General features: G+C 68.4%; 23 protein-coding genes. 9 read left to right on the top strand and 14 right to left on the bottom strand.

Features of this window, described 5'->3' with window-relative positions; genetic code table 11:
* Positions 1-96 precede the first annotated feature (96 nt).
* The 3 genes from WMF11_RS37605 to WMF11_RS37595 form a co-directional block, all read right to left on the bottom strand.
* Positions 97-249: a hypothetical protein gene (locus tag WMF11_RS37605; RefSeq protein WP_437974196.1), complete on the bottom strand. Its 153-nt coding sequence runs from the start codon at positions 247-249 to the stop codon at positions 97-99.
* Between the two features lie 164 nt (positions 250-413).
* Positions 414-1448, bottom strand: coding sequence for a calcium-binding protein (locus tag WMF11_RS37600; protein ID WP_437974195.1), 1035 nt, complete (start codon positions 1446-1448; stop codon positions 414-416).
* A gap of 15 nt (positions 1449-1463) precedes the next feature.
* Positions 1464-2591 carry an STAS domain-containing protein gene (locus WMF11_RS37595; protein ID WP_437974194.1) on the bottom strand — a complete coding sequence of 376 codons (1128 nt, stop codon included), beginning with the start codon at positions 2589-2591 and terminating at the stop codon, positions 1464-1466.
* Between the two features lie 461 nt (positions 2592-3052).
* On the opposite strand from WMF11_RS37595, the gene WMF11_RS37590 reads away from it, so the two are divergent.
* The 8 genes from WMF11_RS37590 (at position 3053) to WMF11_RS37555 (ending at position 9783) form a co-directional block, all read left to right on the top strand.
* The gene (locus WMF11_RS37590; RefSeq protein WP_437974193.1) at positions 3053-4036 is read left to right on the top strand and encodes a DUF4202 family protein; all 984 of its coding nucleotides are present in this window, start codon (positions 3053-3055) and stop codon (positions 4034-4036) included.
* Positions 4033-5103, top strand: coding sequence for a CgeB family protein (locus WMF11_RS37585; RefSeq protein ID WP_437974192.1), 1071 nt, complete (start codon positions 4033-4035; stop codon positions 5101-5103). The genes WMF11_RS37590 and WMF11_RS37585 overlap by 4 nt, the downstream gene beginning before the upstream one ends.
* A gap of 40 nt (positions 5104-5143) precedes the next feature.
* The gene (locus tag WMF11_RS37580) at positions 5144-5872 is read left to right on the top strand and encodes a sugar phosphate nucleotidyltransferase (protein WP_437903987.1); all 729 of its coding nucleotides are present in this window, start codon (positions 5144-5146) and stop codon (positions 5870-5872) included.
* Positions 5873-5883: 11 nt separating this feature from the next.
* Positions 5884-6687 (top strand): TIGR04290 family methyltransferase, encoded by an 804-nt coding sequence (locus WMF11_RS37575; RefSeq protein WP_437974191.1) that lies wholly within the window; start codon positions 5884-5886, stop codon positions 6685-6687.
* Positions 6684-7568 carry a beta-xylosidase gene (locus WMF11_RS37570; protein ID WP_437974190.1) on the top strand — a complete coding sequence of 295 codons (885 nt, stop codon included), beginning with the start codon at positions 6684-6686 and terminating at the stop codon, positions 7566-7568. The genes WMF11_RS37575 and WMF11_RS37570 overlap by 4 nt, the downstream gene beginning before the upstream one ends.
* 183 nt (positions 7569-7751) lie before the next feature.
* The gene (locus WMF11_RS37565; protein ID WP_437974189.1) at positions 7752-7874 is read left to right on the top strand and encodes a hypothetical protein; all 123 of its coding nucleotides are present in this window, start codon (positions 7752-7754) and stop codon (positions 7872-7874) included.
* Positions 7871-8737: a PIG-L deacetylase family protein gene (locus WMF11_RS37560; protein ID WP_437974188.1), complete on the top strand. Its 867-nt coding sequence runs from the start codon at positions 7871-7873 to the stop codon at positions 8735-8737. Before WMF11_RS37565 ends, WMF11_RS37560 begins: the two co-directional genes overlap by 4 nt.
* On the top strand, positions 8728-9783 hold the full coding sequence (locus tag WMF11_RS37555; protein ID WP_437974187.1) for a glycosyltransferase family 4 protein: 1056 nt from the start codon (positions 8728-8730) through the stop codon (positions 9781-9783). Before WMF11_RS37560 ends, WMF11_RS37555 begins: the two co-directional genes overlap by 10 nt.
* Positions 9784-9861: 78 nt before the next feature.
* Here WMF11_RS37555 and WMF11_RS37550 read toward each other — a convergent pair whose 3' ends face one another.
* The 10 genes from WMF11_RS37550 to WMF11_RS37505 all read right to left on the bottom strand — a co-directional run bounded on the left by WMF11_RS37550 (position 9862) and on the right by WMF11_RS37505 (position 23788).
* Positions 9862-10332, bottom strand: coding sequence for a hypothetical protein (locus tag WMF11_RS37550; RefSeq protein ID WP_437974186.1), 471 nt, complete (start codon positions 10330-10332; stop codon positions 9862-9864).
* 68 nt (positions 10333-10400) lie between these two features.
* Complete coding sequence (locus tag WMF11_RS37545; RefSeq protein ID WP_437974185.1) at positions 10401-10784, bottom strand: DUF4150 domain-containing protein; 384 nt, start codon at positions 10782-10784, stop codon at positions 10401-10403.
* Positions 10785-10790: 6 nt separating this feature from the next.
* Entirely contained in the window at positions 10791-11381 is a 591-nt protein-coding gene (locus WMF11_RS37540; protein WP_437974184.1) for a DUF3540 domain-containing protein, read from the bottom strand.
* 67 nt (positions 11382-11448) lie between these two features.
* A complete protein-coding gene (locus tag WMF11_RS37535) occupies positions 11449-12540 on the bottom strand; it encodes a pentapeptide repeat-containing protein (protein ID WP_437974183.1) in 1092 nt (363 codons plus the stop codon).
* Between the two features lie 171 nt (positions 12541-12711).
* On the bottom strand, positions 12712-15825 hold the full coding sequence (locus tag WMF11_RS37530) for a DUF2169 family type VI secretion system accessory protein (protein ID WP_437974182.1): 3114 nt from the start codon (positions 15823-15825) through the stop codon (positions 12712-12714).
* Between the two features lie 82 nt (positions 15826-15907).
* Positions 15908-18325: a type VI secretion system Vgr family protein gene (locus WMF11_RS37525; RefSeq protein ID WP_437974181.1), complete on the bottom strand. Its 2418-nt coding sequence runs from the start codon at positions 18323-18325 to the stop codon at positions 15908-15910.
* A gap of 649 nt (positions 18326-18974) precedes the next feature.
* Entirely contained in the window at positions 18975-21392 is a 2418-nt protein-coding gene (locus WMF11_RS37520; protein WP_437974180.1) for a type VI secretion system Vgr family protein, read from the bottom strand.
* Between the two features lie 249 nt (positions 21393-21641).
* Positions 21642-22475: a hypothetical protein gene (locus WMF11_RS37515; RefSeq protein ID WP_437974179.1), complete on the bottom strand. Its 834-nt coding sequence runs from the start codon at positions 22473-22475 to the stop codon at positions 21642-21644.
* Position 22476: 1 nt separating this feature from the next.
* Positions 22477-22944, bottom strand: coding sequence for an ABA4-like family protein (locus tag WMF11_RS37510; RefSeq protein ID WP_437974178.1), 468 nt, complete (start codon positions 22942-22944; stop codon positions 22477-22479).
* Between the two features lie 76 nt (positions 22945-23020).
* Complete coding sequence (locus tag WMF11_RS37505) at positions 23021-23788, bottom strand: TetR/AcrR family transcriptional regulator (RefSeq protein WP_437974177.1); 768 nt, start codon at positions 23786-23788, stop codon at positions 23021-23023.
* A 242-nt stretch (positions 23789-24030) separates the two neighbouring features.
* On the opposite strand from WMF11_RS37505, the gene WMF11_RS37500 reads away from it, so the two are divergent.
* Positions 24031-24624, top strand: coding sequence for a Uma2 family endonuclease (locus WMF11_RS37500; protein WP_437974176.1), 594 nt, complete (start codon positions 24031-24033; stop codon positions 24622-24624).
* A gap of 67 nt (positions 24625-24691) precedes the next feature.
* Here the strand turns inward: WMF11_RS37500 and WMF11_RS37495 are convergent, their stop codons facing one another.
* Complete coding sequence (locus WMF11_RS37495) at positions 24692-25657, bottom strand: hypothetical protein (protein WP_437974175.1); 966 nt, start codon at positions 25655-25657, stop codon at positions 24692-24694.
* Positions 25658-25710 lie beyond the last annotated feature (53 nt).

Genomic DNA, 25710 nt, shown 5'->3' with positions numbered 1-25710 from the left:
GCTGCCCCCGGGAGCGCGATGCCGCCCTCGATGGCGGCGGGCGAGATGCAGTCGCCTGTCCTCAGTCGCAGGTCGCGCCCTTCTGCTGTGCCCAGCTCAGGATCTCCGCCTGGCAGGCCGAGTTCTCCGGCCGCTCCTCAGGTGGTCGTCCTCCGCCGGCGTGGGGGTACACCCGTTGAGCATGGTGACGGACTGCGCGCCCAGGAGCGTGAAGAGGGACACGAGGACGAGCGGTGTCTTGCGCTTCATCGGCGATACTCCTTTTCCGGTGACGCGCAAGCTAGCGATACGAGGTGGGATCGACCACCCGTACCTTGGTACGGCTTGTGGGACCCGGCGAGATGTGGTTCAATCGCGAAGGCGCGGACTTCGTCGTTTCGTCGCTCGCTGCCCGGGTGAACACCGCGCGGCGCTCATCGACGGGACATGTACACGTCGATCACCGTCCCCCGGCGCGCCGTCCCTGTGGCGTCCGTGAAGGCAAAAGCGCTCCGCTCGCCCTCGCAATTGCCGCGCGCGTCGCAGCGCATGTCGCGGAAGTCGCGGAGATCGATCGACGTCACGCCGAGCGCCTCGAGGGGCGTGATCTCGCTCGGCGCGCTGTTCCGGTCGAGGTTTTTATCCGACCAGACGACCACCCTGGCGAACGCCGGATCCTGCCTGTCGAGGACGCCGCTCTTGTCCGCGTCGAGCTCGCGCAGCGCCTCGAAGCCGTTCTTCGCGAACCCCCCGCTCCCCAGCCGCGTGGCCGAGCCGAACAGCTCGCCTCCATGCTGGATGGCGCCGTCGCCGTCGCGATCGAGCGCGAGCCAGGGCGTCGCCGAGGTGGGCCAATCGCTCGCGTGGCACGCGCCGGTGCCGGTCAGGTCGAAGGCGGCGCCCGCCTCGGCGGTGAACTCCACGGGGCGATTGTCGAAGGAGAGCACGAGAGGCGTGAAACAGTCACATTCAACCGATGTGCCGATGTGCCAGGCTGATTCATAATAGGGGCACTGGAAGTCGTTGGTCCTGAGCCCCCAGACCGCCTTGCCGTCGATGTTCACGCACTTTTCACGGCAAAACCCGGTCAGCGTATTGGGATCATCGTCCGTACATTCCCGCTCCTCGCCGATGGCGCATTCGCCGGGCGCCTCGGGGCCGAAGTCAGCCCAGCAGGAGGTCTCCTCTTCTTTCACTTCATCCTGCGCTTGATCGGTTCCGTCCACCACCTCGGCCATGCATCCCCCCACGAAGGCCGTACACGCCGCCAGCACCCCGACCCCAACCGCTCGCCTTGCCATCTCGATGTTCATGATGGCCAGGATGAGCATGCTTTGTGCCGTCCTGAATGTGATGAAATTCTGATATGTTACGAGCCTGCTGTGGCACTTTGTGCCAGGGGTTCGACCCGTGTGTGCCAGTTGGCCGAAGGCATGCGCCAGGACGACGCCGGCCGCCTGGCGGAGCACGACGGGAGCTCCGGCTCAGCGCTTCCTGGAGCGCGAGAGGCCCTGGGCGATGGAGCCCACGAGGGTGATGCCCGTCCCGTCAAAGCCCGATGCCACCAGGGAGCGGGCCAGCGCGGGCTGGATACCCGTGATCATGGCGGACGCGCCGAGCAGCCGGATGGTGCGTACCATGTCGATGAGGTGCCTGGCGCCGGCGTCGTCGAGCGCCGCGGCGCCGGTCATGTCGAGTATCACGCGGTCGACCCCGCTGCCGGCGATCGCAGGCAGGAGCCGCGCCGCGATCTCCGCGCTCCGCTCTCGGTTCAGCGCCCCGATGATCGGCAGCGCCAGCGCGCGCTCGCCCACGTCCAGGATGGGCGCGGAGAGGGCGAGGATCTCACCGCGCTGCCGCTCGACGAGCGCCAGCGTCGCGTTCAGCTCGTCCAGCAGGCGGCCGCGCTCCTCGGCGGAGCGCTCGGCGCCTATCCGCGCCGTCTCGTCCGTGTGGTGGAACAGGACCCCCAGGACGCCCGTCACGGGATCACGCACCGCTCGGCCCTCGATCGCGTGAAGGCGCTCCCCGTCCACGGTGCGGACGAGCGTCTCTCGCGTCACGATGTCGCCGTCCAGCGCCGCCCTGAGCATCGCGTCCGCCTCGCCGGGCTCACCCAGCCAGGCGCTCCACGTCCCGGTGCGGCCGAACGCCCGCAGCGCCGCCGGGTTCTGCATCAGGAGGTCTCCGCTCGGGTCGACGAACGCGATCATCACGGAGGTGTGGCGCAGCGCCTCGATGCCTCGGACGAGCTCCGGCTCAGGCGCTCCCTCCGTGGGAATCGCCTGGCTCAAGATCGCGAATCGCCCATCGTCGAGCGCGACGCTCGAGGAGTGGAGCGTCACCGTCACCGGCACCCCGCTCGGGTAGAAGGTCCAGCTCTCGCGCACGACGCCCCCCTCGCGCACCTGCGCGGCGAGGGCCAGCATGCGCGTCCGGATCGGCGCCGGCACCTTCGAGAAATCGCGCGCGAACAGCTCGTCGCGATCCTGCGCCCGCCACAGGTCCAGGCCGGCCTCGTTCACCCAGCAGACCCGCGAGCGGTCCACGTCGAGGACCCACACGGGGATGGCCGATAGCTCAAGCCCGGCCAGGCGCTGCGCAAGCTGCATCGGCACCACACTCGCTGATCGCGCTGCGGCGCGCAATAAAAGCCGGTGAGCCGCGTGATGCTCCTCGTAAATTCGGCGTACGTGTTCGTGCGCAAGAGGGGGGCAGACGGCAGTGAGCGGGAGATGCGGTATCAGCGGCGGTGGGCCACGCCCGGGCGACCCCAGGCGGCGCGCGCGCAGCCCAGGCGGACCAGGTACGGCCGTCGTGGCAGGGCGGCCGCGGAGCGGACGCCGGGGCTCGCGGCGGAGCGTCGAGGGCGATGGCCGCGGCTGGCGCCGCTACGGCGATCCCACGTCTCGCGCTCATTTCTTTCCCGACGTTGCTCTACGGAATTTCCGCGATGGTGCGGTGAGGACCGCGGCGATAGGTTCCCCACCTGCGATCCCGGTTCGTCCGCGGCAGCCGCGCGCGGCAGCTGTGTCGAGCTCCATCCCGGTGGCTGACCGGAGAGCGCACGCTCATGCTCAAGCGTCTCATCCTCATCGACGGCCCCTCTTCGAGCAGCGATGGACGCTCGATCCGCGGGACGCCGCTCCTCTCCCCGTCCGACAGGGCGGCGCTCTCCAGGGAGTTCCCTGGCGTGGAGGTGGAGAGCGGCGCGCCCGGCCCGTCCGGGGGGGCGCTCCACGCTGTCGTCGACGCCCGCGCGTGGCGCGCGTCGGCGGTCGACCTGTGGGCGCTCGACACCCACCTGCACGCGCTCGACGCCGGCGGCCTCTTCGACCTGCATATCGAGGGGATCGAGCGAGCGGGCGCCGCGCGCGCCGCCTACGAGGTTCTCACACGGTGCCAGCGCTTCATCCGCAGGAGGAACCTCGCCTCCGCGACGGCGGTCTTCGCCCGGGTCCTCGGGCGGCACCGGGAGCTCCACGATCTCGACAGGCCGCTCGTCCGCGCCGACCACGATCATGCGATCGACGTCTGGCAATGGATGCTCCGCCTCGAGCCGCGCGCCGGCGTCGCCGTCCAGGTGGCGGCGCTCTTCCACGACGTGGAGCGGCTCGTCTCCGAGGCGGACGTCCGGATGGAGCACCGCGCCCCGGACTACCAGGCGTTCAAGGACGAGCACGCGCGTCGCGGGGCCGCCCTGACGCGCGCCGCGCTCGCCGGTGTCGGGCTCGCGCCCGAGGTCCTCGACCGGATCGGCGCCCTTGTGGCGTCGCACGAGCGGCCGGGCGAAGACGCCGAGCTCGCCCTGCTCAACGACGCTGACGCGCTCTCGTTCTTCTCGCTGAACAGCGCCGGGTTCCTCGACTGCTACGGGCCCGAGCACACCCGCGCCAAGGTGGCGTACACGCTCCGCCGACTCCGGCCCGAGGCAAGGGCGCTCTTGCCGCGGATCCGCTGCCGCCCCGAGGTGGAAGCGATGATCCCCGGCGAGCCGGGCAGGCCGCCGGCGCCGGCGCCGGACACGCAGGCATCGAGGAGGTCCGCTCCGCCATGAGGCTCGTCATCTTCGGTCTGACGATCAGCTCGTCCTGGGGCAACGGCCACGCCACGCTGTGGCGCGGCGTCGTCTCCGCCCTCGGGCGGGCCGGGCACCGCGTCACCTTCTTCGAGCGCGACGTCCCGTATTACGCCGCGCACCGGGATCTGACGGCGCTCTCGCACGGCAACACGCTCCGGCTCTACACCTCGTTCGAGGACGTCCTCCCCGAGGCCAGGCGCGCCGTCCGTGAGGCCGACGCGGCGATGGTCACGTCATACTGCCCCGACGGCGGCCCCGCGACCGACGTTGTCCTCGAGTCCGGCGCGCTCAAGGTCTTCTACGATCTCGACACGCCGGTGACGCTGGATCGCATCCAGGCCGGACAGCCGGTCGGCTACATCGGCCCGCGAGGCCTCGTCGATTTCGACTGCGTGCTCAGCTACACGGGCGGAGCGGCGCTCGATCAGCTCCAGGCGAAGCTCGGCGCCCGGCGGGTGTTCCCGCTCTACGGCAGCGCGGACCCGGCTGTGCACCGCCCGGTCCCGCCGCGGGACGGCTTCCGCGGGGATCTCTCGTACCTCGGCACGTACGCCGCCGACCGGCAGGCGGCGCTCTCCCGCCTCTTCCTCGAGGCGGCGAGGAGGCTGCCCGAGAAGCGGTTCGTCATCGGGGGCTCGCTCTACCCCGAGGACTTCCCGTGGGCGCAGAACGTCTATTACCATCGTCACGTGGCCCCGCCGGATCACCCGGCGTTCTATTGCTCCTCGCGGCTGACGCTCAACGTGACGCGGGGGGCGATGGCGGCGATGGGCTACTGCCCTTCCGGGAGGCTCTTCGAGGCCGCCGCCTGCGGGACACCCATCCTGAGCGACGGGTGGGAGGGGCTCGACCGGTTCTTCACGCCGGGGAGCGAGATCCTCGTGGCGGCGACAACGGACGAGGCGGTCGCGGCGCTCTCGCTCCCGGAGGGCGAGCTCGCGGCCATCGCCCGCGCGGCGCGGGAGCGGGTGCTCGCGGAGCACAGCGCCGCGCGCCGCGCGGCGGAGCTCGTGGCCATTCTCGGGTCGGTCTCGGCTCATTGAACGGAGCCGAGGTCGGCTCATCGAACGGAGGGACGGCGCGATGTGGGGAGTGATTCCGGCGGCGGGTCTGGGCAGCAGGATCCAGCCGCTCGCGTTCTCGAAGGAGCTGCTCCCGGTGGGGACGCGCCTGGACGGCGACGTGGAGCGGCCGCGCGCGGTCAGCGAGTACCTCATCGACCGGATGGTGCTCGCCGGCGCGACCCGGCTGTGCATGGTGATCTCGCCGGGCAAGTCGGATATCGTCGAGTACTACGGCGCGAGCGTCGGCCCGGCGCACATCTGTTATGTGGTGCAGCCGGCCGCCGCCGGGCTCTGCGACGCCATCTTCCGGTCGCTCCCCTGGATCGGGCCGGAGGAGGACGTCCTCGTGGGGCTCCCCGACACGGTGTGGTTCCCGGAGCACGGGCTCTGCTCGCTCGGCGGCGGGGGGCTCTCGTTCCTGCTCTTTCCGGTCGAGCATCCAGAGCTCTTCGATGCGGTCGTCACCGACGAGGAGGGCCGGGTGCTCGAGATCCAGGTCAAGCAGCGCAACGCGCGCTCGCGGTGGGTCTGGGGCGCCTTCAGGCTCACGGGGGCGGTGATGCAGGAGCTCCATGACCTCTGGCGCGAGCGCGGGCGGGAGGACCCGTACATCGGGACCCTTGTGAACGAGTACCTCGCCCGCGGCGGCAGCGCGCGCGCCGTGCGGGCCGGAGAGGCCTATGTCGACGTGGGGACGCTGCACGGCTACCACGAGGCCATCCAGCTCCTCAGCCGCGCCGCCGCGTGAAGGGAGGAGCCATGGAGAGGTGCGTCGAGGGAGCGGCGAAGTGGACGCGGGAGCAGATCCAGGAGCGCGTCCGCGGGCTCGGGCCGTGGTTCCACAACCTCGATCTCCGCGGGGTGAAGACGGCGCCCGACCATTTCCTCGGCGATTACCCCGCGTTCAAATGGAGGGGCTTCGCCGACGCCGTCCCGGCGGATCTCACGGGCAAGACGGTCCTCGACATCGGCTGCAACGCCGGCTTCTACTCGCTCGAGATGAAGCGGCGCGGGGCGGCGCGCGTCCTCGGGATCGACAGCGACGACGACTACCTGGCGCAGGCGCGCTTCGCCGCGGAGGTCTCCGGGGCGGACATCGAGTTCCGGAACCTCTCCGTGTACGACGTCGGCAGCCTCGGAGAGCGCTTCGATCTCGTGCTCTTCCTGGGTGTCCTGTACCACCTCCGCCACCCGCTCCTGGCGCTCGATCTGCTCCACGAGCACGTGGTCGGACACACGCTGATCTTCCAGAGCATGCAGCGCGGCAGCGCGGAGGTGGCGCCGCTGGAGGAAGATTTCCCCTTCTCCGAGGAGGAGATCTTCGACGAGGCCGGTTATCCCAGGCTCCATTTCGTGGAGCACAGCTATGCGCACGACCCGACCAACTGGTGGGTGCCCAACCGGGCTTGCGCGGAGGCGATGCTGCGGAGCGCCGGCTTCGAGATCGTGAACCACCCCGAGCCCGAGGTCTACCTCTGCCGCCGGCGCGAGAGGGCCGCCGGTCGTCCGCCTGGCGCCGTCTACCCGGCGAGGCGAGCTTTCGTGAAGGGAGAGCAGGCGTGATCGAGGCGGTGATGCTCTGGAACGAGCCCAACAACAGGTCGCACTGGGATTTCGAGATCGATCCCGAGTGGACGACGTATGGAACCATGGTGAAGCTCGCCGCGGACGCGATCCGGAGCGAGCGCCACTGGCTGCTGCGCGTGCTGGGCGGCATCTCGCCGATCGATCCGGGGTTCATCGCCAACATGGGGCGGCAGGGCGTGCTCGAGCACGTCGACGTGGTCGCGGTGCACGGCTTCCCTCTCGACTGGAATCACTGGCAGATCCACGAGTGGCCCGCCAAGCTCGAGGAGATCCGCGTGGTGACCGACAGGCCGCTCTGGATCACCGAGATCGGCGTCTCCACGTTCGGCGCCGAGGAGGTGCAGGAGTTCGGTCTCCGGCGGAGCGCCGAGCTGCTCCGCGGCAAGGTCGAGCGGATCCACTGGTACAGCCTCTATGATCTGCCGCGCGCGTGGCCGGCGACGACCCGGCACCGGGAGGCCGAGGGCTCGTCGTATTACCGGCATTTCTACATGGGCCTGCTCCGCGAGGACGGGACGCCCAAGCGCGCGCTCCGGCTCTTCCCGGAGTACACCCCTGAATTCGGTCTGTGCCAGTGGTTCCACTTCGAGGACCACCGGCTCGACGACGCGGTGGCGTGGCTGAAGGAGCTCGGGGTGCGCCACCTCCGCACGGGCCTCAGCTGGGCCGACAGCTTCCGTCCCGGCGCGGAGGCCTGGTTCGACCGGCAGATGAAGGCGATCGAGCCGTTCGAGGTGACCCTGACCTACTGCTTCACCCCGGAGCACGCCGGCCTCCGGCCCCACCACACGAGCCCTCCGCAGCGGATCGAGGAGTTCGCCGACTTCTGCGCCCGGATGACGCGGCGCTACGCATGAAACGACGCCGTGCGTAACGTGCGTAACGTGCGTAACGCGCGCAAAGAGGCGAGGGGCGGGTACGCGTCTGCCCGTCAGTCCGCGCTTTGCGCGCCGTCTGGCGCGCCGCGTCGCCGTTTGGTAGTGTGGGGATCGCTGCGTTTTGCGCCAGGACGACCTGGCCGCATGCGCTCCAGGTGGCTCATGTCCCACGTCGCGAGCACGCCGAAGCGAAAGAAGAGACCCGAGGAGCACCGCGGCATCCCGGGGAGGCGACCGGAGCCGCGGGCCGAGCTGCGCCGCGGGCGCGTGGAGGTGCCGTCGTGAACCTCGCCGTGCTCCGCCGTCAGGGCCCCTCCGCCCAGGAGCTCGCGTGGCCGCCGTTCTCGTGGCTCTCGTCGGGCCGGGCGCCGCGCTGTCTCGTCGTGCTCGCCCATCCGGACGACGAGACCATCGGGCTCGGCGCGCGGATCGGCCGGCTCAGCCCGATCGAGGTGGTCCACGTGACCGACGGGGCGCCGCGCGACGAGCGCTTCGTGCCGGCGGGCCTCGCCGGCATCGGGCGCGAGCGCTACGCCGCGCTCCGGCGCGAGGAGGTGACCCGCGCCCTGTCGGCCGGCAACGTGCCCGCGGGGCGGCTCAGGTGCCTCGGCGCGGTCGACCAGGAGGCGATCGAGGAGGCGCCGAGCCTCGCCCGGCGGCTCGTCGAGCTGTTCGCCCGGACGCGGCCCGAGGTGGTGTTCACCCACCCCTACGAGGGCGGCCACCCCGATCACGACGCGGCGGCGCTCATCGTCCACGCGGCGGCGGTGCTCGCCCTCTGGAACGGCGTCACCGCGCCGCTGATCTTCGAGGCGGCGTCGTACCACGCCGCGCGCGGCCGCCTCCTCACCGGCGAGTTCATCGCGCACCCCGGCGTCCCCGAGATCGCGCTCCGGCTCTCGGACATCGAGGCGTCGCGGAAGCGCGCCATGCTGGCCTGCTTCGCCAGCCAGCGGGAGGTGCTCGCCCCGTTCGGCGCGGAGGTCGAGCGCTTCCGGCCGGCGCCCGCGTACGATTTCCGCAGGCCGCCGCACGATGGCCCGCTCCACTACGAGCGCCTCGGCTTCCCGATCGACGGCGCGCGCTGGCGGCGGCTCGCGGCGAAGACGCTCACGCTGCTCGGCCTCGAGCGCGAGCTGTGCCTCTGACGGTCCTGCTCGTCGGTTATCCGCTCGCGCCCGTGGGTCCGGACGCCGTCGGCGGCGCCGAGCAGGTCCTCTCGATGCTCGACGAGGCGCTCTCGCGCGGCGGCCACCGGTCGATCGTTGTCGCCCCGGAGGGCTCCGCGTGCGCGGGGACGCTGGTCGCCACGCCGGCGCCCCCGCCGGGCGCGGTCCTCGACGAGGCGGCCAGGGAGCGGGCCTGGAGCCACCACCGGAGCGCCGTCGCCCGGGCCCTGGACAGGTATCCGATCGACCTCGTCCACCTGCACGGCGTCGATTTCGATCGCTATCTGCCCGAGCCGGGCGTGCCGGTGCTCGCGACCCTCCATCTCCCGCCGAGCTTCTATTCGCCTGCGGTGTTCGGTCTCGAGCGGCCGAGGACGTTCCTCCACTGCGTCTCCGCCACGCAGCGGCGCGCCTGTCCGCCGGGGGCGCGGCTCCTGCCCGAGATCCCGAACGGCGTCCGGCTGGAGCACTACCGGCCGAGGCGGTACAAGCGCGGCTTCGCCCTTGCGCTGGGCCGGATCTGCCCGGAGAAGGGCTATCACGTCGCCGTGGAGGCCTCGGTCCGCGCCGGCGTGCCGCTGCTCCTCGCCGGCCAGGCGTTCGGGTACGAGGAGCACACGCGGTATCTCCAGGAGGTCCTGCTGCCGATGCTGCGCGGGCCCGGGCCTGTGCGGCGCCTCCTTGGCCCGGTGGGCCTCGCCCGGAAGCGCCGCCTGCTCGCGGCGGCGCGGTGCCTGCTCGTCCCCAGCCTCGTGCAGGAGACCAGCTCGCTCGTGGCCCTGGAGGCGCTGGCCTCGGGCACGCCGGTGATCGCGCTGCGCGGCGCCGGCGCGCTGCCGGAGATCGTCGAGCACGGCCGGACGGGGTTCCTTGTGGATGATGCCGCGGAGATGGCCGACGCGATGGCGAGGGTCGACAGGCTCGACCCGGCGGCGTCCCGTCGCGCGGCCGAGGAGCGCTTCTCGGCGGCGGCGACGGCGGCGGCGTACCTCGGGACGTACCGCCGGATCCTGCGCGAAGGGTGAAGCGCCGGGACGCCGTGCCGGAGCATGGGGGGCGGCGCTCTCGGCCCGCGGCCGCGCCGCGGGCATCGTGAAGGCCTCTCAGCGAGCGTTGCAGGCGAAGACGTGCTCGATGGCGTCCACGCACATCTGCTCCGCGACCTCCCGGGTGACCCGAGCCAGCACCCGGAACCGCGTGAGCTCGGTCAGGGTCTGGTAGACGTTGACCTCGGCGATGACCTCTCCGTCGCCCGCGGCCTCGGCGCTGTAGAAGAGGCGGATCAGGTTGTTCGCCTTCGCCGGCACGCCCCGGAGCAGGAGGTGAAACTCGATGCTGGGGGTCTTCTCGCCCACGTCCTGCTCGATCCGGTAAGCGTGGCCTGACGAGGCGAGCTCACGGCCGATGGCTTCAAACGTGGGAACGAAGATGTCGGCCAGGATCCGCCGGAATTCATCGATGAACAGCTGGCGCCGGTCCGGCGTGTGGGAGCCGTTCGTGCTCCGGGCCAGGCGATCGCCGTATTTCTTTTGGATGATCCCCAGGCGGATGCGGGTCGTTTCATCGATGGCCACGTGGGTGTCCCTCAGCGGTCAGAACAGGGCGGGATCGTGGGGCGCTCGCGCGGACGACCGAGTGGACGTCACTTGAGAACCAGAACCTTGATCTGGCTCGGGACAATGGTCGTCGAGTTCGTATTGATCTGGTTCCCAAAGCCGTTGGCGGAGAGCACCGTCGCCGGTTTTCCCTGCCACAACGTGTTGCGAGAGAATCGGAGACGCCTCGCGGGGCCCATGTTGCGGCCGGAGATCACGCCACCAAGAAGCCCAGGGTTGTCGCCGGAGGTGATCGGAATGGTGGTTGTCAGGGTATGAGCGGGCGCGCCCCCGATGCGCACTTTGTACGCCGGGGACGTCCCCATGGGCTTCGCCGCAAAGTTTGGGAATGGGACGGGGATGGTCGTCGGAAGACGGCAGACGTCCGGGATGCCAAAGTCCATTCCGCCGCGCGATGTGATTGCAAACATGTTCGGTCACCCTACCTGGATCTGATCGGCGTCGATCTTCACGACGTGGCACGCGGTGATCTTGGCGTTCTCGCTGTGGATGACGAGGTTGCCCTTGGCCGCGTAGTCGATGCGCTCGGCGCGCACATGGTCAGCCTCTTCCACGATGCGGTAGGAGCGCTTCACCCGCTGCGACAGCCGCTCGAGCGCCGAGTCGAGGCTCCGGCCGATCAGCTTGGCCCGGTCGACCTCCCCGCGGGCCATCTTGCTGAGGAGCGTGAACAGCTCCAGCGCGACGTGCCCCTCCTTGGCCTGGACACGGAAGGTCGACGCGGCCATCGAGAGGTCCTTGCCGGCGGCCACGTGTACACCGTCGGGCGCCGCGATGCCCAGCGAGCCGCGCCGCAGACGAATCTGGAGATCTCCTTCGGAGACGAGGTGTAAGGGTGCGCCTTCCTCGCGCTCCAGAACGGCGAGGATGTAATGCGTGCTGTTCACGGCCGTGAGGAGCACCATGTCGCCGGCGGCGGGCTCCAGCAGGCAGCTCGTCGCGCGCTTCGCGCGGACCTCGCCGCTCTCGGTCTCGACGATGTACGCGGAGCCATCGATGCGGAGCACGGCGCCGTGTTCGCCGTGGGCTTCCCGCTGGGTTTGTCTCGCTCTTGCTGCGCTCTGCATGGTTTCCTCATGAGTGAGGGGTGCGTTGACTGCCGGCAGGCCTCCCAAGGACGTTGGCCTGCCAGTCTTCTGCTTCCTTGAGCTCCTGGTCGTCTCCGTGCGCCAGCGCCTTGCCCGGCGGCCAGATCGTGCCCTTGTCCGTCACACGGTGCAGCCGCGCGCGCGACAGCGTCGCGTCGGAAAAGTCGGCGAACGACACGTCGGCGTGGGAGAAGTCTGCATGGTTCAGGTCTGCCCGGCAGAAGCGGGCACCCGGGCAGCTCGCCCGGTGCCAGACGCTCATCTCGAGCCGCGCGCCCGAGAGGTTCGCGGCGCCCGCGCGCGCGTCGACGAAGAGCGCCTGGCTCAGGTCGGCCTGGGTGAGGCTCGCGTTCATCAGGGTCGCTTCGACGAAGTCGGCCAGCTGGGCGACGGCGCCGTCCAGTCGAGCCCCGGTCAAGTCGGCGCCCTTGAAGCCGCATTGCGTCAGCGTGGCCCCTGAAAAGTCGCAACCCTGCAGGTCGGCGCTGGTAAATTGCGTTCTGCTGAGGTCCATCCGCCGGAAGTCCCTGGGCCCCATCCGCACCTCGATCAGGATCGCCTCCACGAGGGTAGTCCCCGTGAGAATGGCCTGGGACAGGTCCTGACGGAACAAGACAGCCCTGGTCAGGTTGGCCTGAGAGAAGTCCGTGCCCTCGAGCGTGACGCCGAACAGGGTGCCGTCGGTCAGGTTGGCACGGACCAGTCGGGCGTTCTTGAGCTGGGCATGATCGATGGTGGCCGACGAGAGGTCGGCTCCGGTCAGATCGGCCGATTCGAGGTCCACGGCCGAGACGCTCGCTCCAACCAGCGAGGCGTCGGTGAGCACCGCCCCCGCGAGCGTGCAGTCCATGGCCGTGCCAAGGTGAAAATCCAGCCCCTTCAGGTTGGCTCCCGCGAGGTCACAGCGATGAAAGATCGCCTCGCGCACCTTGACGCCGGTCAGATTGGCGTTGGTGAAGAGGACATCTTCGAAGATCCCGCCGGAGAGGTCGAGCCCCGACAGGTCGAAGCCCGACAGGTCCAGCTCCGAAACGACCTCTTCTTGCTCGATCAGCTTGCACAGCGCTTCCCTGTCCATGCTCCCTCTAGAACACCGATCACGTTGAAACCCGGAGAATTTTCACAGGGAGGCGGGGAGGCGGGGAGGAAGAAAAAATGAATTTCTTTCTCTTGCCGTCTCTCGCTCCCCGCCTCCCCGCCTCCCTGTGAAATTTCTGCTTTTTCTCGTGGTTTCAGCCCGCTTGTCGCTCTAGGCCGGTATTACCCTGAGTCGCTTGAGGTTGGCGCCGGCAAAGCTCGTGTCGTCATCTCCAACCATTCGATCGGCGCATGCGCTGAACAGGTTGGCTTTCTCGAAGTTGGCCCCCTGGACGCACGCATTGTTCATGATGCTCTGCCTCAGGTCAGCGGCGTAGAGCGACGCCCTGGTGAGGTTGGCGCGCGTCAGCATGGCTTCGGCGAGGTTCGCGCGATCGAGGTTCGCCTCTGTCAGGTCGGCCTCGTTGAGCAGCGCGCCGCGCAGGTCGGCGTCGGAGAGGTCGCTGCCGGCAAGGTTCGTCCCCATCAGGTTCGCGCCGGCGAGCGTCGCGCCGGAGAAGTCTGCGCCGGCGAAGGACGAGCCCATCACGCTCGTGAGGTCCTTTGCCATCACGTTCCGGAAGACGGCGCCGTCGCCCTGGGCGGCGATGAAGGTGGCGGAGCTCAGGTCGACGCCGGTGAAATCGACCTCGGTCACATTCACATCGTTGAAGGTGCACCCCGAGAGCCGCGCGCCCACGAGGCGCGCTCCTGTGAGATCCACCTGCTGGAACATCGCCTCTTCCGCGACGACGTTCTCCAGGTTGGTGTCGCAGAAATTGGCCTCGGAGAGGTCGGCGCGCGAGAGGTTGGCGCCGGACAGATCCGCTCCCCAGAGATCCGCCTTGACGAGCACGGCCTCGCCAAAATCGACGCCTCCAGTGGCCTTCACGTCCCGCAGGCACGCCGAACCAAAATTGGCTCCGTTGAGCTTGGCCTCCGAGAGATCCGCGGCCTCCAGGTTGGCTCGCGCCAGGACGGCCCCTGTGAGCTTCGCCTTTCGCAGGATGCTCCCGGTGAGAAAGGCCGACTCGAGCATGGCGCCCTCGAGGTCGATCCCCTCCAGGTCGAGGTGAGAGAGGTCGGCGCCCGTCAAGTCGCAGCCCGCGAAGCTCCGCCCCTCCTTGTGCCCGGCTTCCACTTCGCCGCGAAGTCGCAGGGACTCTTCGCTGTCGAGGGGCGCGGACGCCGCCAGGAGATGCGCGAGCCGCGGCCCGTCTTCGCCCAGCGCGGCGAACGACGAAGCCCTGTCGTCCAGATCCTCCGCAGACGCGAAGCCCTCGCCGTCTGCAGGCTCACTGCCCCAGGCCTCGTCCTCGGGCAGGGCCTGGGCAGCCTCGGGCGCCTCGTCGGGGAGGTTGAATGTGTCGTCGAGGTCCTCGTCAGCGGCGGCCTGGGTCGCGTCCTCGAAGGCTTGCCAATCCAGCGACGACACCAGCTCTTCGGTCTTCTCTGGCGTGAACCCCTCGCTCGTCAGCGACCGCCGCACGCGCTCGCGGACCTCCGACATCCTGATCTCGCTCGGACGCTCGGCGGCGTTCTGACGCGCCCTCGCCAACAAGGCACCGACGTCGACCCCGTGCGCCGTCAGCCCGCTGCCGAGCCTGCCCTCGACCAGGCGGACCATGGCCTCTTCGGATGCTTCCGGGTCATCGAGGGACGCGAGGTCGTCGGAGGGCTCTTCCTGGGCGAGGTGCGCCTCTGGATCGATGCCGTGGTCTCGCAGCTGCTTCTTGCCCCATTCCGTGAGCGCTTCCTGCGCGCGAAGCGCTTCGGCCTCCTCGGGGTCGTCTTCCAGGGCGGGCGTCGTCGCCGAGGCTGCAAACGCGAGCGCCTCCGGGTCCGCCTCGTGGTCCACCCCTGTGTCCGCCTGGGACCACGCGGGGCTCTCCTCTTCCTCCGTCTCCGTGCCCTCCGGGAAGTCCGTGGCTAGCTCCGCCTCGTTCTCGTCGGCCGTGGCGACGAGGTACTCGGAGTCGGTCCCCATTTCGGCGAGCTCGGCCTCGGTCGCCTCGACGTCCTGGTCCCCCTCGAGCTCGGCCTCGGCCGCCTCGACGTCGGGGTCCTCCGCTGCTCTCGCTCCGTGGACACCGGCGGTGACGACACCGGCGCCGGCCGCGACTGCAGCCGCGCGCTTGACGGATCGAGCCGGAGTGCCTCCCAGAAACCCCTCTCTCCTGAGCTTCGACGCGAGCCCGGAGAGCGTGTCATCGGGCAGCGGCGGCGCCTCCGGATCCTCGGGCTCGGGCATGAGCATGTCGTCCTGGTCATCCGGGAGATCGTTGCTCTGAAGGTCAAGCCGGGGGATCAGGTAGTCGTGGTAATACGCGGCAGGCCTGGGCGCTCCCATGGCTTCGCAGGCGACCAGCACCGCCATCACGTCGTCTGCGTCGTCCTCGGAGATCTCGATGCCGCCGCGGAAGAGGACGACCCCTCGCTCGCGGTGCGGGAACAGACGCACCGTGTCGAGCTTCATCGCGGGCTCGTGGATCTCCACACCGTCGCTCGTCTTGAGGACGACGAAGCATCGACTTGCAACCCCGGGGAGGGCGCCTTCGATCCGAGGCTTGTCGGGGTGCATGTTCTCGACCACGAAGGTCTCGTCGCCCCGGAAAACCCCGTCGATCTGCTGGTCTTCCGGGGCCATGTTGAACAGCGTCGGGTCCAGATCCCGCGCAAAACCAGGGAAACACTCGTCGCGCCACGTTGCGTCGTAGGTGCCGATCTTGGAGAACCGCTGGGGCCACGTCAGGTCGTAGCCGTCGAGGCCGGCGGGCATCGGGCAGTCGCTGCGCGCGTGGATGAGGTGCTTGGGCGACTCGATGTTGGGGAGCGCCGCGTTTTTGTCGCCGTGGCCTTTGCCCAGCGGGTTCCTGGCGAAATCCTTCCCTCCAAAGGCGTTTCGCCAGGTGACGGGCATCTCGGTGAAGGGCGCCGGATCCGACATGCCGAGCATCCCCCACGTCCGGTCGCCGATGACGTAGAGGCTCTTGTTGATGGGTCCGAGCTGGACGCGGACCGAGCTCGCGGGGCGGGCGACGCGCCCCGGCGGATAGCAGCGGCCCGTGACGAGGAGCTCACCCCGGGTCTTGGGGTTGAACTCGTCGAGCAGGCCGTCCTCGCCGAGCTCCTCCATGGCCATCTTCCAGACCGTGGGCTCATAGAGCAGCCGGGCCGGCCGGTCGTAAGAGAAGCCGACGAAGGTGGTGACCACGAGGTGCGGGGTGCGCTGGTGCATGAAGACCCTGGGCACCACCCCGAGGCGCATGGGCTTGACGATTTTCATCCGACGGACTCCAGGGTGGCGGGCTCGATGGGTCGTTCGGCTCGGCGCTCAGCGCGAGCCTGCTCCGCGAGCAGCAGGTGAATTACTGGATGAGGTGCAGCTGCCCCCTGTGGAAGCCGAGCTGGTATTGAATGCGATACAGCTCGACGCTGTGCTTGAGCCCCTTCGCGTTGACCTCGGCGAACGTCACTTTCTTTATCTCTTTGGGGGCATATTTGTATGCCAGCCCGTTGATCCTCTCGGTCTTGGTCCCCTTGATGATCTCGATGCGCGACCCGATGGTGGTTTTGTAGAGCCCGGTGATGGTGCTTTCGGCGGGGCCATTCACAGTGCTTTGCTTCGGCCCGTGAAGCGTGTGTTTGATTGGGCCAAAGACCTCGGCGGTGGTACCACCCCTGATCGTCTTCTTGACTCCCCCCGCGTGAACCGTCGTCGATCGCCCTGCGTAAAAGTTGCCGGTGGCATGACCGCGGATGTCGGCACGTCGCGTGCCGTTGATATCGACCTCGCTGGTGCCGTTGACCGTCGTCTGGCTCGACACGTGGATCGTCGTCTCTCGCCCGTTGAAGAAAGTGCTCTTGTCGCGGCCCTGGATATTGGTGCTACGCCTCCCGAAGACGCGCAAGCTGCTGTTGCCCCTGATGGTCGCGACGCGATCGCCCACGAGCATGAACGTGTCGTCGCCCCCGATCTTCGTGCTCCGATTCCTCGTGATGGTGGTCTTTCGGTTGCCGCGGAGGATCGTCTTCTCATTGCCGAGGATGGTCGTGTGGCGATAGCCCAGGATCACGTTCTGTGAGTATCCAGCGATGAAGCTCCCGGCGTATCCCCCGACGGCGCTCAGGCTGAAGCCCCCGATCACGCTCTCGGAGATGCCCACGGTGATGGCCGTTCGGTTGCCAGTCACGATGTTCTCGGAGCTGCCTCCGATCCACACATAAGCGTGGCCTTGCGACTTGACCTCGTACGACGCGCCGCCGTTGGGCGCCCCCATCCGGAGGTAGGTGTTGTCATAAGGCGTCGACAGCGTGACCCGCTCCTGCCCGGCCTGGTCTTCGAGCTCGAGCCGGTTCCGCCCGCCCGTCTGGATCACGTTCCGCGTGTTGTTCCCCGACGTGACCGGGCTCGGCGTGAGCGCGTTGGGCGCGACGCCGACGATGGCCGGCCGGTCGGGATCGCCCCCCTCGAAGGCGCACATGACCTCGACGCCGGCGCGCAGCGGGAAGTGGAAGCCCTCGATGCCGCCGCCATGGGGCTGGAGCATCCGGACCCAGGTCGACGCCTTCCCACCGCTCAGGTCGCTCTCGTCGAAGAGGAACTTGATCCGGTAGCGGCCATGGCTGTCGATCTGCGCGTACTCGCTGACCGCCGCGCCCTCGACGAGCGCGATCTCGGTGCCGTAGATGCGCGGCCACTCGGTGACCTGCGGCGCGCGGAACTGCGTCGTCACGGGGATGGCCTTGGCCTCCATGCGGTAGTTCTCGGTCCACGTCGTGAAGTCGCGGAGCTCGGGCATGTCCGGGGCCTGGTTGGACCAGTGCTCGACCTCGATGGCCAGGTACTTCGTGTTGAACGCGGCCCGCGGGTGGTCCTCGATCTCGAAGGTGAACCCAGGGACCACCGTCGCTGCCTTGCCCATCGCCTGGTACACGACGCCGGTCGCGGCGAGGCTCTCGGCCTTGATCCGCGCCAGCCGCGCCCCGTCGCCCGACGAGAAGAACCGCGCGCCGTACACGCTGACCTCGCCGACGCCCTTGGGGCTGACCGACGCCTGCCCGGTGACCGGCACGGCCGGCGTGGCGTAGTTGTAGTCCTTGAGGCGGACCGTGCCGGGCATGGCTTCATGCCGGCAGGTGAAGGCGTGGAAGGTGTCCTTCGCGGTGTTGGCGCCGCCCGGCTGCGGGAAATAACGAATGGGCTTGCCGCCGTGGGGCTGATGGGCCGACTTGTTATCGACCAGCACCAGCGTCTCGCCGCCCTCCCCGTGCTCGAAGTAATAATAGATGCCTTCGCGCTCCATCCACCGGGTGATGAAGGCGTAGTCGGTCTCGCGGTACTGACAGATATGCTCTTCGGCGGCGTAGGAGCCCTGGAGCTGGAGGGCGGAGTCCGTGACGCCGCCCTTTTGAAGGACGGCTTGAATGATCTCCGGGATGGCCTGCACCGTGAAGACACGGCTGTGAAACGACATGGCGAGCAAGGCGAGGCGCGGGACCATGGTGGCCCGGAAGACGGACCGGCCGACGAATTCGTTGATGAGCTCGATGCTGCCGAGGACGCCGCTTCGAAGGAAGGGCTCCCCGCCGTCGCTCCGCTCCAGGGAGATGCTCACCGGCTGCCCCACCGCCGCGGCCATATCAAAGCTCTGGCCGGCGTCGTTCGTCATCACCAGGTAGAGCTCGAAGCGATAGGGCTTCGAGATGCCCTCGATGCCATGAAAAGCTACGAGCTTGGTGGAAGAGGGCAGGGCGCTTGATTGGACGACGAAATTGTCGGGCATGGCGAGCCTCACGGGTGTGAAACGGCGGCAAGCAAAGACGCGCTGACGAGTGTAGACGGAATTTGTGTCGATTGTGTGGCGAGTTACCTGCTTGTCGTTGTCTTTCGATGGCGTTGGGGTGACGGACGCGTTGCACCTGATGTCATCCGCTGGACGACTTCCTGTTTGCGCCGATCATTCCTCGCCGTCGGTCGGCGGTGCTTTGCGCCTGCTCGCCCCCGGGAGCGCCGGACCGCCCGCTCTACGTTCGAATGAGCGGTCGCCCTGCGAGCGTCGTCAGCGAAGAGCGCCAGCGCGACGGCGTCGTAGCCGACGCGGAACGGGATGAGCCACCGCGCTGCCCGCTGTGTGCGCGACACCGACCCTGGCGCCTGCGCCGACAGGTAGTGCCCGAGCAGCGGGGTGGTTTGCACCGTGTGCATTTTTCCAGGCCGACGGCTCATAGAGCAGGCGGGCCGGTCGGTCATAGGAGAAGCTGACGCAGGTGGTGACCAGGAGGTGCGGACTGCGCTGGTTCATGAAGACCCTCGGCACCACCCCGAGGCGCATGGGCTTGACGATTTTCATCCGACGGACTCCAGGGTGGCGGGCTCGATGGGTCGTTCGACTCGGCGCCCAGCGCGAGCCTGCTCCACAAGCAGCAGGTGAATTACTGGATGAGGTGCAGCTGCCCCTTGTGGAAGCCGAGCTGGTATTGAATGCGACACAGCTCGGCCCTGTACTGGAGACCCTTCGCCTGGATCTCCGCCCGCGTCACCTTCTTTACCTCGTTAGGGGCATATTTGTATGCCAGCCCGTTGATCCTCTCCGTCTTGGTTCCCCTGATGATCTCGACTCGCGTCCCAATCGTGGTTTTGTAGAGTCCGTTGATGGTGCTTTCGGCAGTGCCATTGACAGTGCTTTGCTTCGGCCCGTGAAGCGTGAATTTGACTGGGCCAAAGACCTCGGCGGTGTTACCACCCCTGACCGTTTTCCTGCTTCCCCCCGCGTGAACGGTGGTCGTTCGCCCTGCGTAAAAGTTGCTGGTGGCGTGACCGCGGATGTCCGCACGTCGCGTGCCGTTGATATCGACCTCGCTGGTGCCGTTGACCGTCGTCTTGCTCGCCGTGTAGATCGTCGTCTCTCGCCCGTTGAAGAACGTGCTCGTGTCGCGGCCTTGGATACTGGTGTTGCGCCTCCCAAGGACGCGCAAGCCGCTGTTGCCGACGATGTGGGCGCTGCGATCGCCCACGAGCGTGAAGTCGTCGTCGCCCCCGATCTTCGTGCTCCGATTCCTCGTGATGGTGGTCTTTCGGTTGCCGTGGAGGGTCGTCGTCTCATTGCCGCGGATGGTCGTGCGGCGATAGCCGAGGATCACGTTCTGTGAGAATCCGGCGATGAAGTTTCCGGAGTATCCCCCGGTGACACTCAAACGGAAGAGCCCCACCACGTTCTCGGAGGCACCTAGGGTAATCGTCGTTCTGTTAACACCCACCATGCTCTCGGAGGAGCCTGCGACCCACGTGAACGCGTGACCGTCTGTCTTCGACTCCCACGACCAGCCGCCGTTGGGCGCCCCCATCCGGAGGTACGTGTTGTCATAAGGCGTCGACAGCGTGACCCGCTCTTGCCCGGCCTGGTCTTCGAGCTCGAGCCGGTTCCGCCCGCCCGTCTGGATCACGTTCCGCGTGTTGTTTCCCGACGTGACCGGGCTCGGCGTCAGCGCGTTGGGCGCGACGCCGACGATGGCCGGCCGGTCGGGATCGCCCCCCTCGAAGGCGCACATGACCTCGACGCCGGCGCGCAGCGGGAAGTGGAAGCCCTCGATGCCGCCGCCATGGGGCTGGAGCATCCGGACCCAGGTCGACGCCTTCCCCCCGCTCAGGTCGCTCTCGTCGAAGTGGAACTTGATCCGGTAGCGACCATGGCTGTCGATCTGCGCGTACTCGCTGGCCGCCGCGCCGTCGACGATCGCGATCTCGGTGCCGTAGATGCGCGGCCACTCGGTGACCTGCGGCGCGCGGAACTGCGTCGTCACGGGGATGGCCTTGGCCTCCATGCGATAGTTCCCGCTCCAGGGCGCAAGCTCGCGAAGCTCGGGCATGTCCGGGGCCTGGTTGGACCAGTGCTCGACCTCGGTGGCCAGATACTTCGTGTTGAACGAGGCCCGAGGATGGTCCTCGAGCTCGAAGGTAAACCCAGGAATCAGCGTCGTCGCATTGCCCATCACCTCGTAGACAACGCCGGCCGCAGAGAGGCTCTCGGCCTTGATCCGCGCCAGCCGCTCCCCTGCGCCCGACGAGAAGAACCGCGCGCCGTACAGGCTGACCTCACCAAAGCCATTGGGGCTAACCGACGCCTGCCCGGAGATCGGAACGGCCGGCGTGGCGTAGTTGTAGTCCTTGAGGCGGACTGTGCTGGGTATGGCGTCATGCTGGCAGGTGAAGGCGTAGACGGTGTCTTTCGCGGTGTTGGCACCGCCAGGTTGCGGGTAATAGCGAGCGGGCTTGTCGCCAAAGGGCTGATGGGCCGACCTGTCATCGACCAGCACCAGCGTCTCGCCGCTCTCCCCATGCTCGAAGTAATAATAGATGCCTTCGCGCTCCATCCACCGGGCGACGAAGGCATAGTCGCTCTCGCGGTACTGGCAGACATGCTCCTCAACGGCGTAGGAGCCCTGGAGCTGGAGGGCGCAGTCCGTGACGCCGCCCTTCTGAAGGACGGCTTGCATGATCTCCGGGATGGCCTTCGTGGTGAAGACACGGCTGTGAAACGACATGGCAAGCAATGCGAGGCGCGGGACCATGGTGGCCCGGAAGACGCACCGACCGGCGAAGTCGTTGATGAGCTTGATGCTGCCCAGGACGCCACTTCGAAGAAAGGGCTCGCCGCCGTCGCTCCGCTCCAGGGAGATGGTCACCGGCTGGCCCACGGCCGCGGCCAGATCAAAGCTATGGCCGACATCGTTCGTCATCACCAGGTAGAGATCGAAGCGATAGAGCTTCGAGATCCCCTCGGTGCCATGAAAAGCCACGAGCTTGGTGGAAGAGGGCAGGGCGCTTGATTGGATGACAAACATCTCGGACATGGAGCTCCTCACGGGTGAGAAACGACGGCAGGCGCAGACGGACTGAGGACTATATACGAAATTTGTGGGAATGCTGTAGCGCTGCGCCAGGTTGTTGCTGTCTTATGATGGCGGTGAAGTGGCGGGTTTGTTACAAGTAACGCCATCCGCTCGACGACTTCCAGCTCACGCCCATCGTCACGCGCCGCCGGTCGGCGGCCGGCGCCGGCTCGCCTCCGGGACAACGGGGCCGCCGTTCTCCTCGGCGCGCTAGATTCGAATGAGCGGTCGCCCTGCGAGCGCCGTCACGAAGAGCGCCAGCGCGACGGCGCCGTAGGCGACGCCGAACGCGATCACCCATCCCACGGCCCGCCGTGTGCGCGGCCCCGACCCCGACGCCCGCGCCGACAGCCAGTAGCCGACCAGCGGGACGGCTTGCAGCGCGTGCATCCCGAAGAAGTGCGCTATGCGCAGATCGCCTCCTCGCGTGCTCCAGTTGACCGCGGGGAGCCCGGGCCCGCCGTCGGCGACGCCGACGCTGTGCGCGTTGTGCGCGGACATGAAGCCGCCTTCCGCGCAGGCCAGCAGGAACAGGACGAGACCCAGCCGGATGCCCCAGAGGTACGGGGCCGGCAGCGGAGGTCGCGTCGCCCAGAACCTGGTCGCGAGGTACGCCGCGAGCGCCGTGTTCACGAGGATGGCGATGCCCATGAGCGCGAACACCGCCCCGTCGAACAGCGTCGATTGATTGAAATGCGACGCCACGCCCCGCGCCGCCTGCGCGGTGATCGCGACCATCTCGAAGCTCACCATCGCCACCGTGCCCCAGACGACGGCCCGGCGGCCTCTCGGCGGGAGCGCGACGTCGCCGACGAGCCAGTTGATCGTCAGGAGGTAGACGGCGATCGAGGCGGCGAACTTCGCCGGCTTGATCCACGGGTTCACCCCCATCACGAGGCGCGCGTCGAGCGGGGCGACGGCGAGCAGCACGACGAGCAGCGCGACGTGGGCGGCCGCCGCCATGAACAGGACGGGGCTGCGCCGGAGGAGCTCCTCGATCGAGCGAGGGAGCGAGAGCGAGGGGCTCAGCGAGCGCGCGCTCATGTCAGGCCTCCCCGGCGCGGCGCGGCGCCGCGGTCGTGACGACGGCGCGCGGCGATCGAGCGGCGATCGCGCGGACGGCGAGGTAGAGCGAGAACCCCATCGGCCCGAGCATCAGCGTCAGATAGAGCACCGGGGCCATCAGCCACGGCGAGATGTCGCGATCGCGGCTGTCGAGGTACACCCACCGGCCCACGAAGAGATCGAAGGCGAGGAAGTGAACCCAGGCGATCGTGGCGCCCGCGGGCGAGCCGAGCAGCGGGGCGACCGTGGCGAGGCTCGGCTGGTTGACGATCGGGAACACCTCGCGGAGGACCGGGAGGACGAGCGCCGCGTAGAGCAGCGCGGGCGCGACGACCACGAGCGGCGACTCCATGATCCGCCGCGTCCACCGAGAGCGGGGCAGAAAAACCATCAGGAACCAGAACGGCATCACGAGGAGCCCGCTCAGTCCAAAGACCCTATCCATCATACCCTCCACCGGCTGCTGTTTGTAACGATGAAACACTTCGTAACAGTGTTAACTTTGCGGGAAAAAAAGAGAGCGATCAGGGGCGCAGGCCTCGGACCATCATCTTCATGGCGATCTCCAGGGTCCGGTCGACGTCGTCGGCCGTGAAGCGGCCGCGATCGGCCAGGCCGAGGGCGGTGATCCCGTGGACCAGGGCCCAGACCACCTGGCTGTGGCGCTCCACGTCGCCGCGCTGCATCGCGCCGGCGTCCATCGCGGACGCGACCGCGTCTTGCAGCACGTTGAACGAATCGATCATCGGCTGTTGCCGCGCTTTCCGCTGGTCGAAGACGAAGTCGAAGCGCTGCATGAACATCAGCCGGTAGTGCACCGGGTTGTCCATGCCGAAGCGCACGTACGCGGCGCCGAGCGCCACGAGCCGCTCGATCGGGTCCGCCGTGCTCTCGGCGGCCGCGACGAGCGCCCGCTGGAACTCGCTGAAGCCCTCGTGGACGATGGCGAACAGGAGATCGTCCTTGTCCTCGTAATAGCGGTAGATCGTCGTCGCCGAGTAGCCGATGCGCTCGGCCACCTGGCGCATCGAGAACGCCTCGTAGCCCTGCTCCAGAAACAGCTCGCCCGCCGCCGCCAGGATCGCGCCCCGCAGGTTCTCCTTCTGCTGCTCACGGCGCTGCTGGCTCGACGCCTGCAGGCGCTCCGCCTGGGTCGTGCCGCTGGTCTTCGTGGTCTTCGGGCGCGCGCTCGCCATGTCCGTGTCGCCTGGCCTCCGGGCGGCGCAGCCGCCGCCCCCGTCGTCGTTCGTAACAGTGTTACTTTTGATAACGGCGACATGGTCTACCGTCAAGGATCTCTTCATCGAGCGCGTTGCGGTGGTCTCCCGGGCCTCTCGGGTCTGCCGTCACCCCCTGCCAGCCCTCTCGGCCCTCATGCCTCGCGCCTCGCCGGCGCGCGCGGATGTTTGCGCGCGCGCCTGGTCGGAGCAAGCGGCGGGCGGCCCTCGCGGTACACCCCTTGCGGCAGGCGTGATAGGCTCTGTTCATGGTCCAGGCTGCGGCTCGTTCACCCGCACCCGCGTCAGGCCGGCGGATGTCTCTCGTCGAGTGGGCGGCCCTGCCCGAGGATGAGCCGGGCGAGCTCGTGGACGGGTTGCTCGTGGAGGAAGAGGTGTCCGGCTACGTTCACGAGGTCGTGGTCGGCTGGTTGATCCACATGCTCCGCGCCTGGATCACCCCCCGCGGCGGGCTGGTGGGCGGCTCGGACGCGAAATTCGCGGTGAAGCCGCAGCGGGGCCGGAAGCCCGACGTGACCGTCTTTTTCCCCGGGAACCGGAGGCCACCGGCGCAGGGGCTCGTGCGTATCCCGCCCGATATCGCCGTCGAGGTCGTCTCTCCCACGCCGAGCGACGGGCGCCGCGATCGTGTCGAGAAGCTCCGCGAATATGCCGCCTTCGGGGTGCGCTGGTACTGGATCGTCGATCCGCAGCTCCGGAGCATCGAGGTCCTCGAGCTCGGGGCGGATGGGCGCTACGCGCACGCGCTCGACGCGACCGATGGAAGCACCGATGTGCCTGGATGCGAAGGGCTCCGGCTGGATCTCGATGCGTTGTGGGGGGAAGTCGAGCAGCTCGGCGGCGAGGAGGGCGAAGCGCCGGAGGAAGACCAGGAGAGCTCGCCGCGGTAGCCTGCCGGCGGCGCCTCACGGCGCCGCCCTTCGTCAACGCTTCGTCAGCGCGCCTCGCCCGGTGCGGTCAGTTGATGGGCACGAACTCCACACACGCCTCTTCGATCGCCGCGAGGGCGTTCGTGAGGCCGTCCTCGAGGTGCCCTTCGCACAGATCCCAGAAGAACCCACGGCCGTCGGCGGCGAACAGGCTCACGAGCTCCTGCATGTCCCGGGCCGCTTCCGCGTCCCCATAAGCGCCCTCGCACTGCCGCCTCCCGGCGATGCCGAGGAACACCACGTTCTTCGCGTCGCCCTTCGCGGCGACCAGCCGATCGTGGATCTGCTGCGGCGTCTGGCGCGGGACGGGCTGCTCGTCCTCGTCGCTGATCGTCACCACCACGAGCAGGGCGTCGTCGCGGAGGAACCCCGCGTTCTCGGCGGTCGAGAACGGCGGCTCCAGCGCGGCAGCGACGGAGGACGCGGGCTGCTCGTCGTCGCTGTCACCTGAGCACTCGACGTCGTCCCCGTAGAGATCTGCAGCGCACTGGAACTCGCTCGTGAGGGCGGTGCTCGTGCTCTCCATCCACGCCTTGCCGCTCTGGAACGAGCACTCGCCCCCGGCGCCGCGCGTGTGGAAGGTGGCGGGGAGGGGGCAGGCGTCCATCACGGCCGCGCGGAAGTCGCGGATGCTATCGATATCGAGCAACGCCTGCGCGAACGCCGGGAACACGACGTCGCGCATCGTCGCCTTCTCCTCATCCATGCTCGAGGAGTTGTCGAGCGCGAACACGACATCGACGTGCTCGCACCCCGAGGAGCCCGCGCCGTTGCCTCCTCCCCCGCTGGTCCCGCTGCCCTCGCCGATCCCGGAGCCGACCCCCTCGCCGAAGGAACCCCCCTGGCCGCTGGAACCACTCCCCTGTCCGCTGCCCGCGCCCGAGCCCGAGCCGCCCGGCGAACCGTTGGTACCACTCGTTCCCGAGTCCCCGCCGCAGCCCACGAGACCCACCGTCGCCGCGCAGAGCGCCGCGCACCATGCCCTGAGATCCATGCCGCTCTCCTTCGCTCTAAGTTAAGGGCGCAGTGCCCCTGCCCTTCGCCGCA

The organism is Sorangium sp. So ce295, from assembly GCF_051527405.1.
Classification (GTDB): domain Bacteria; phylum Myxococcota_A; class Polyangia; order Polyangiales; family Polyangiaceae; genus Sorangium; species Sorangium cellulosum_B.
This window is presented reverse-complemented; position numbering and strand designations above follow the sequence as displayed.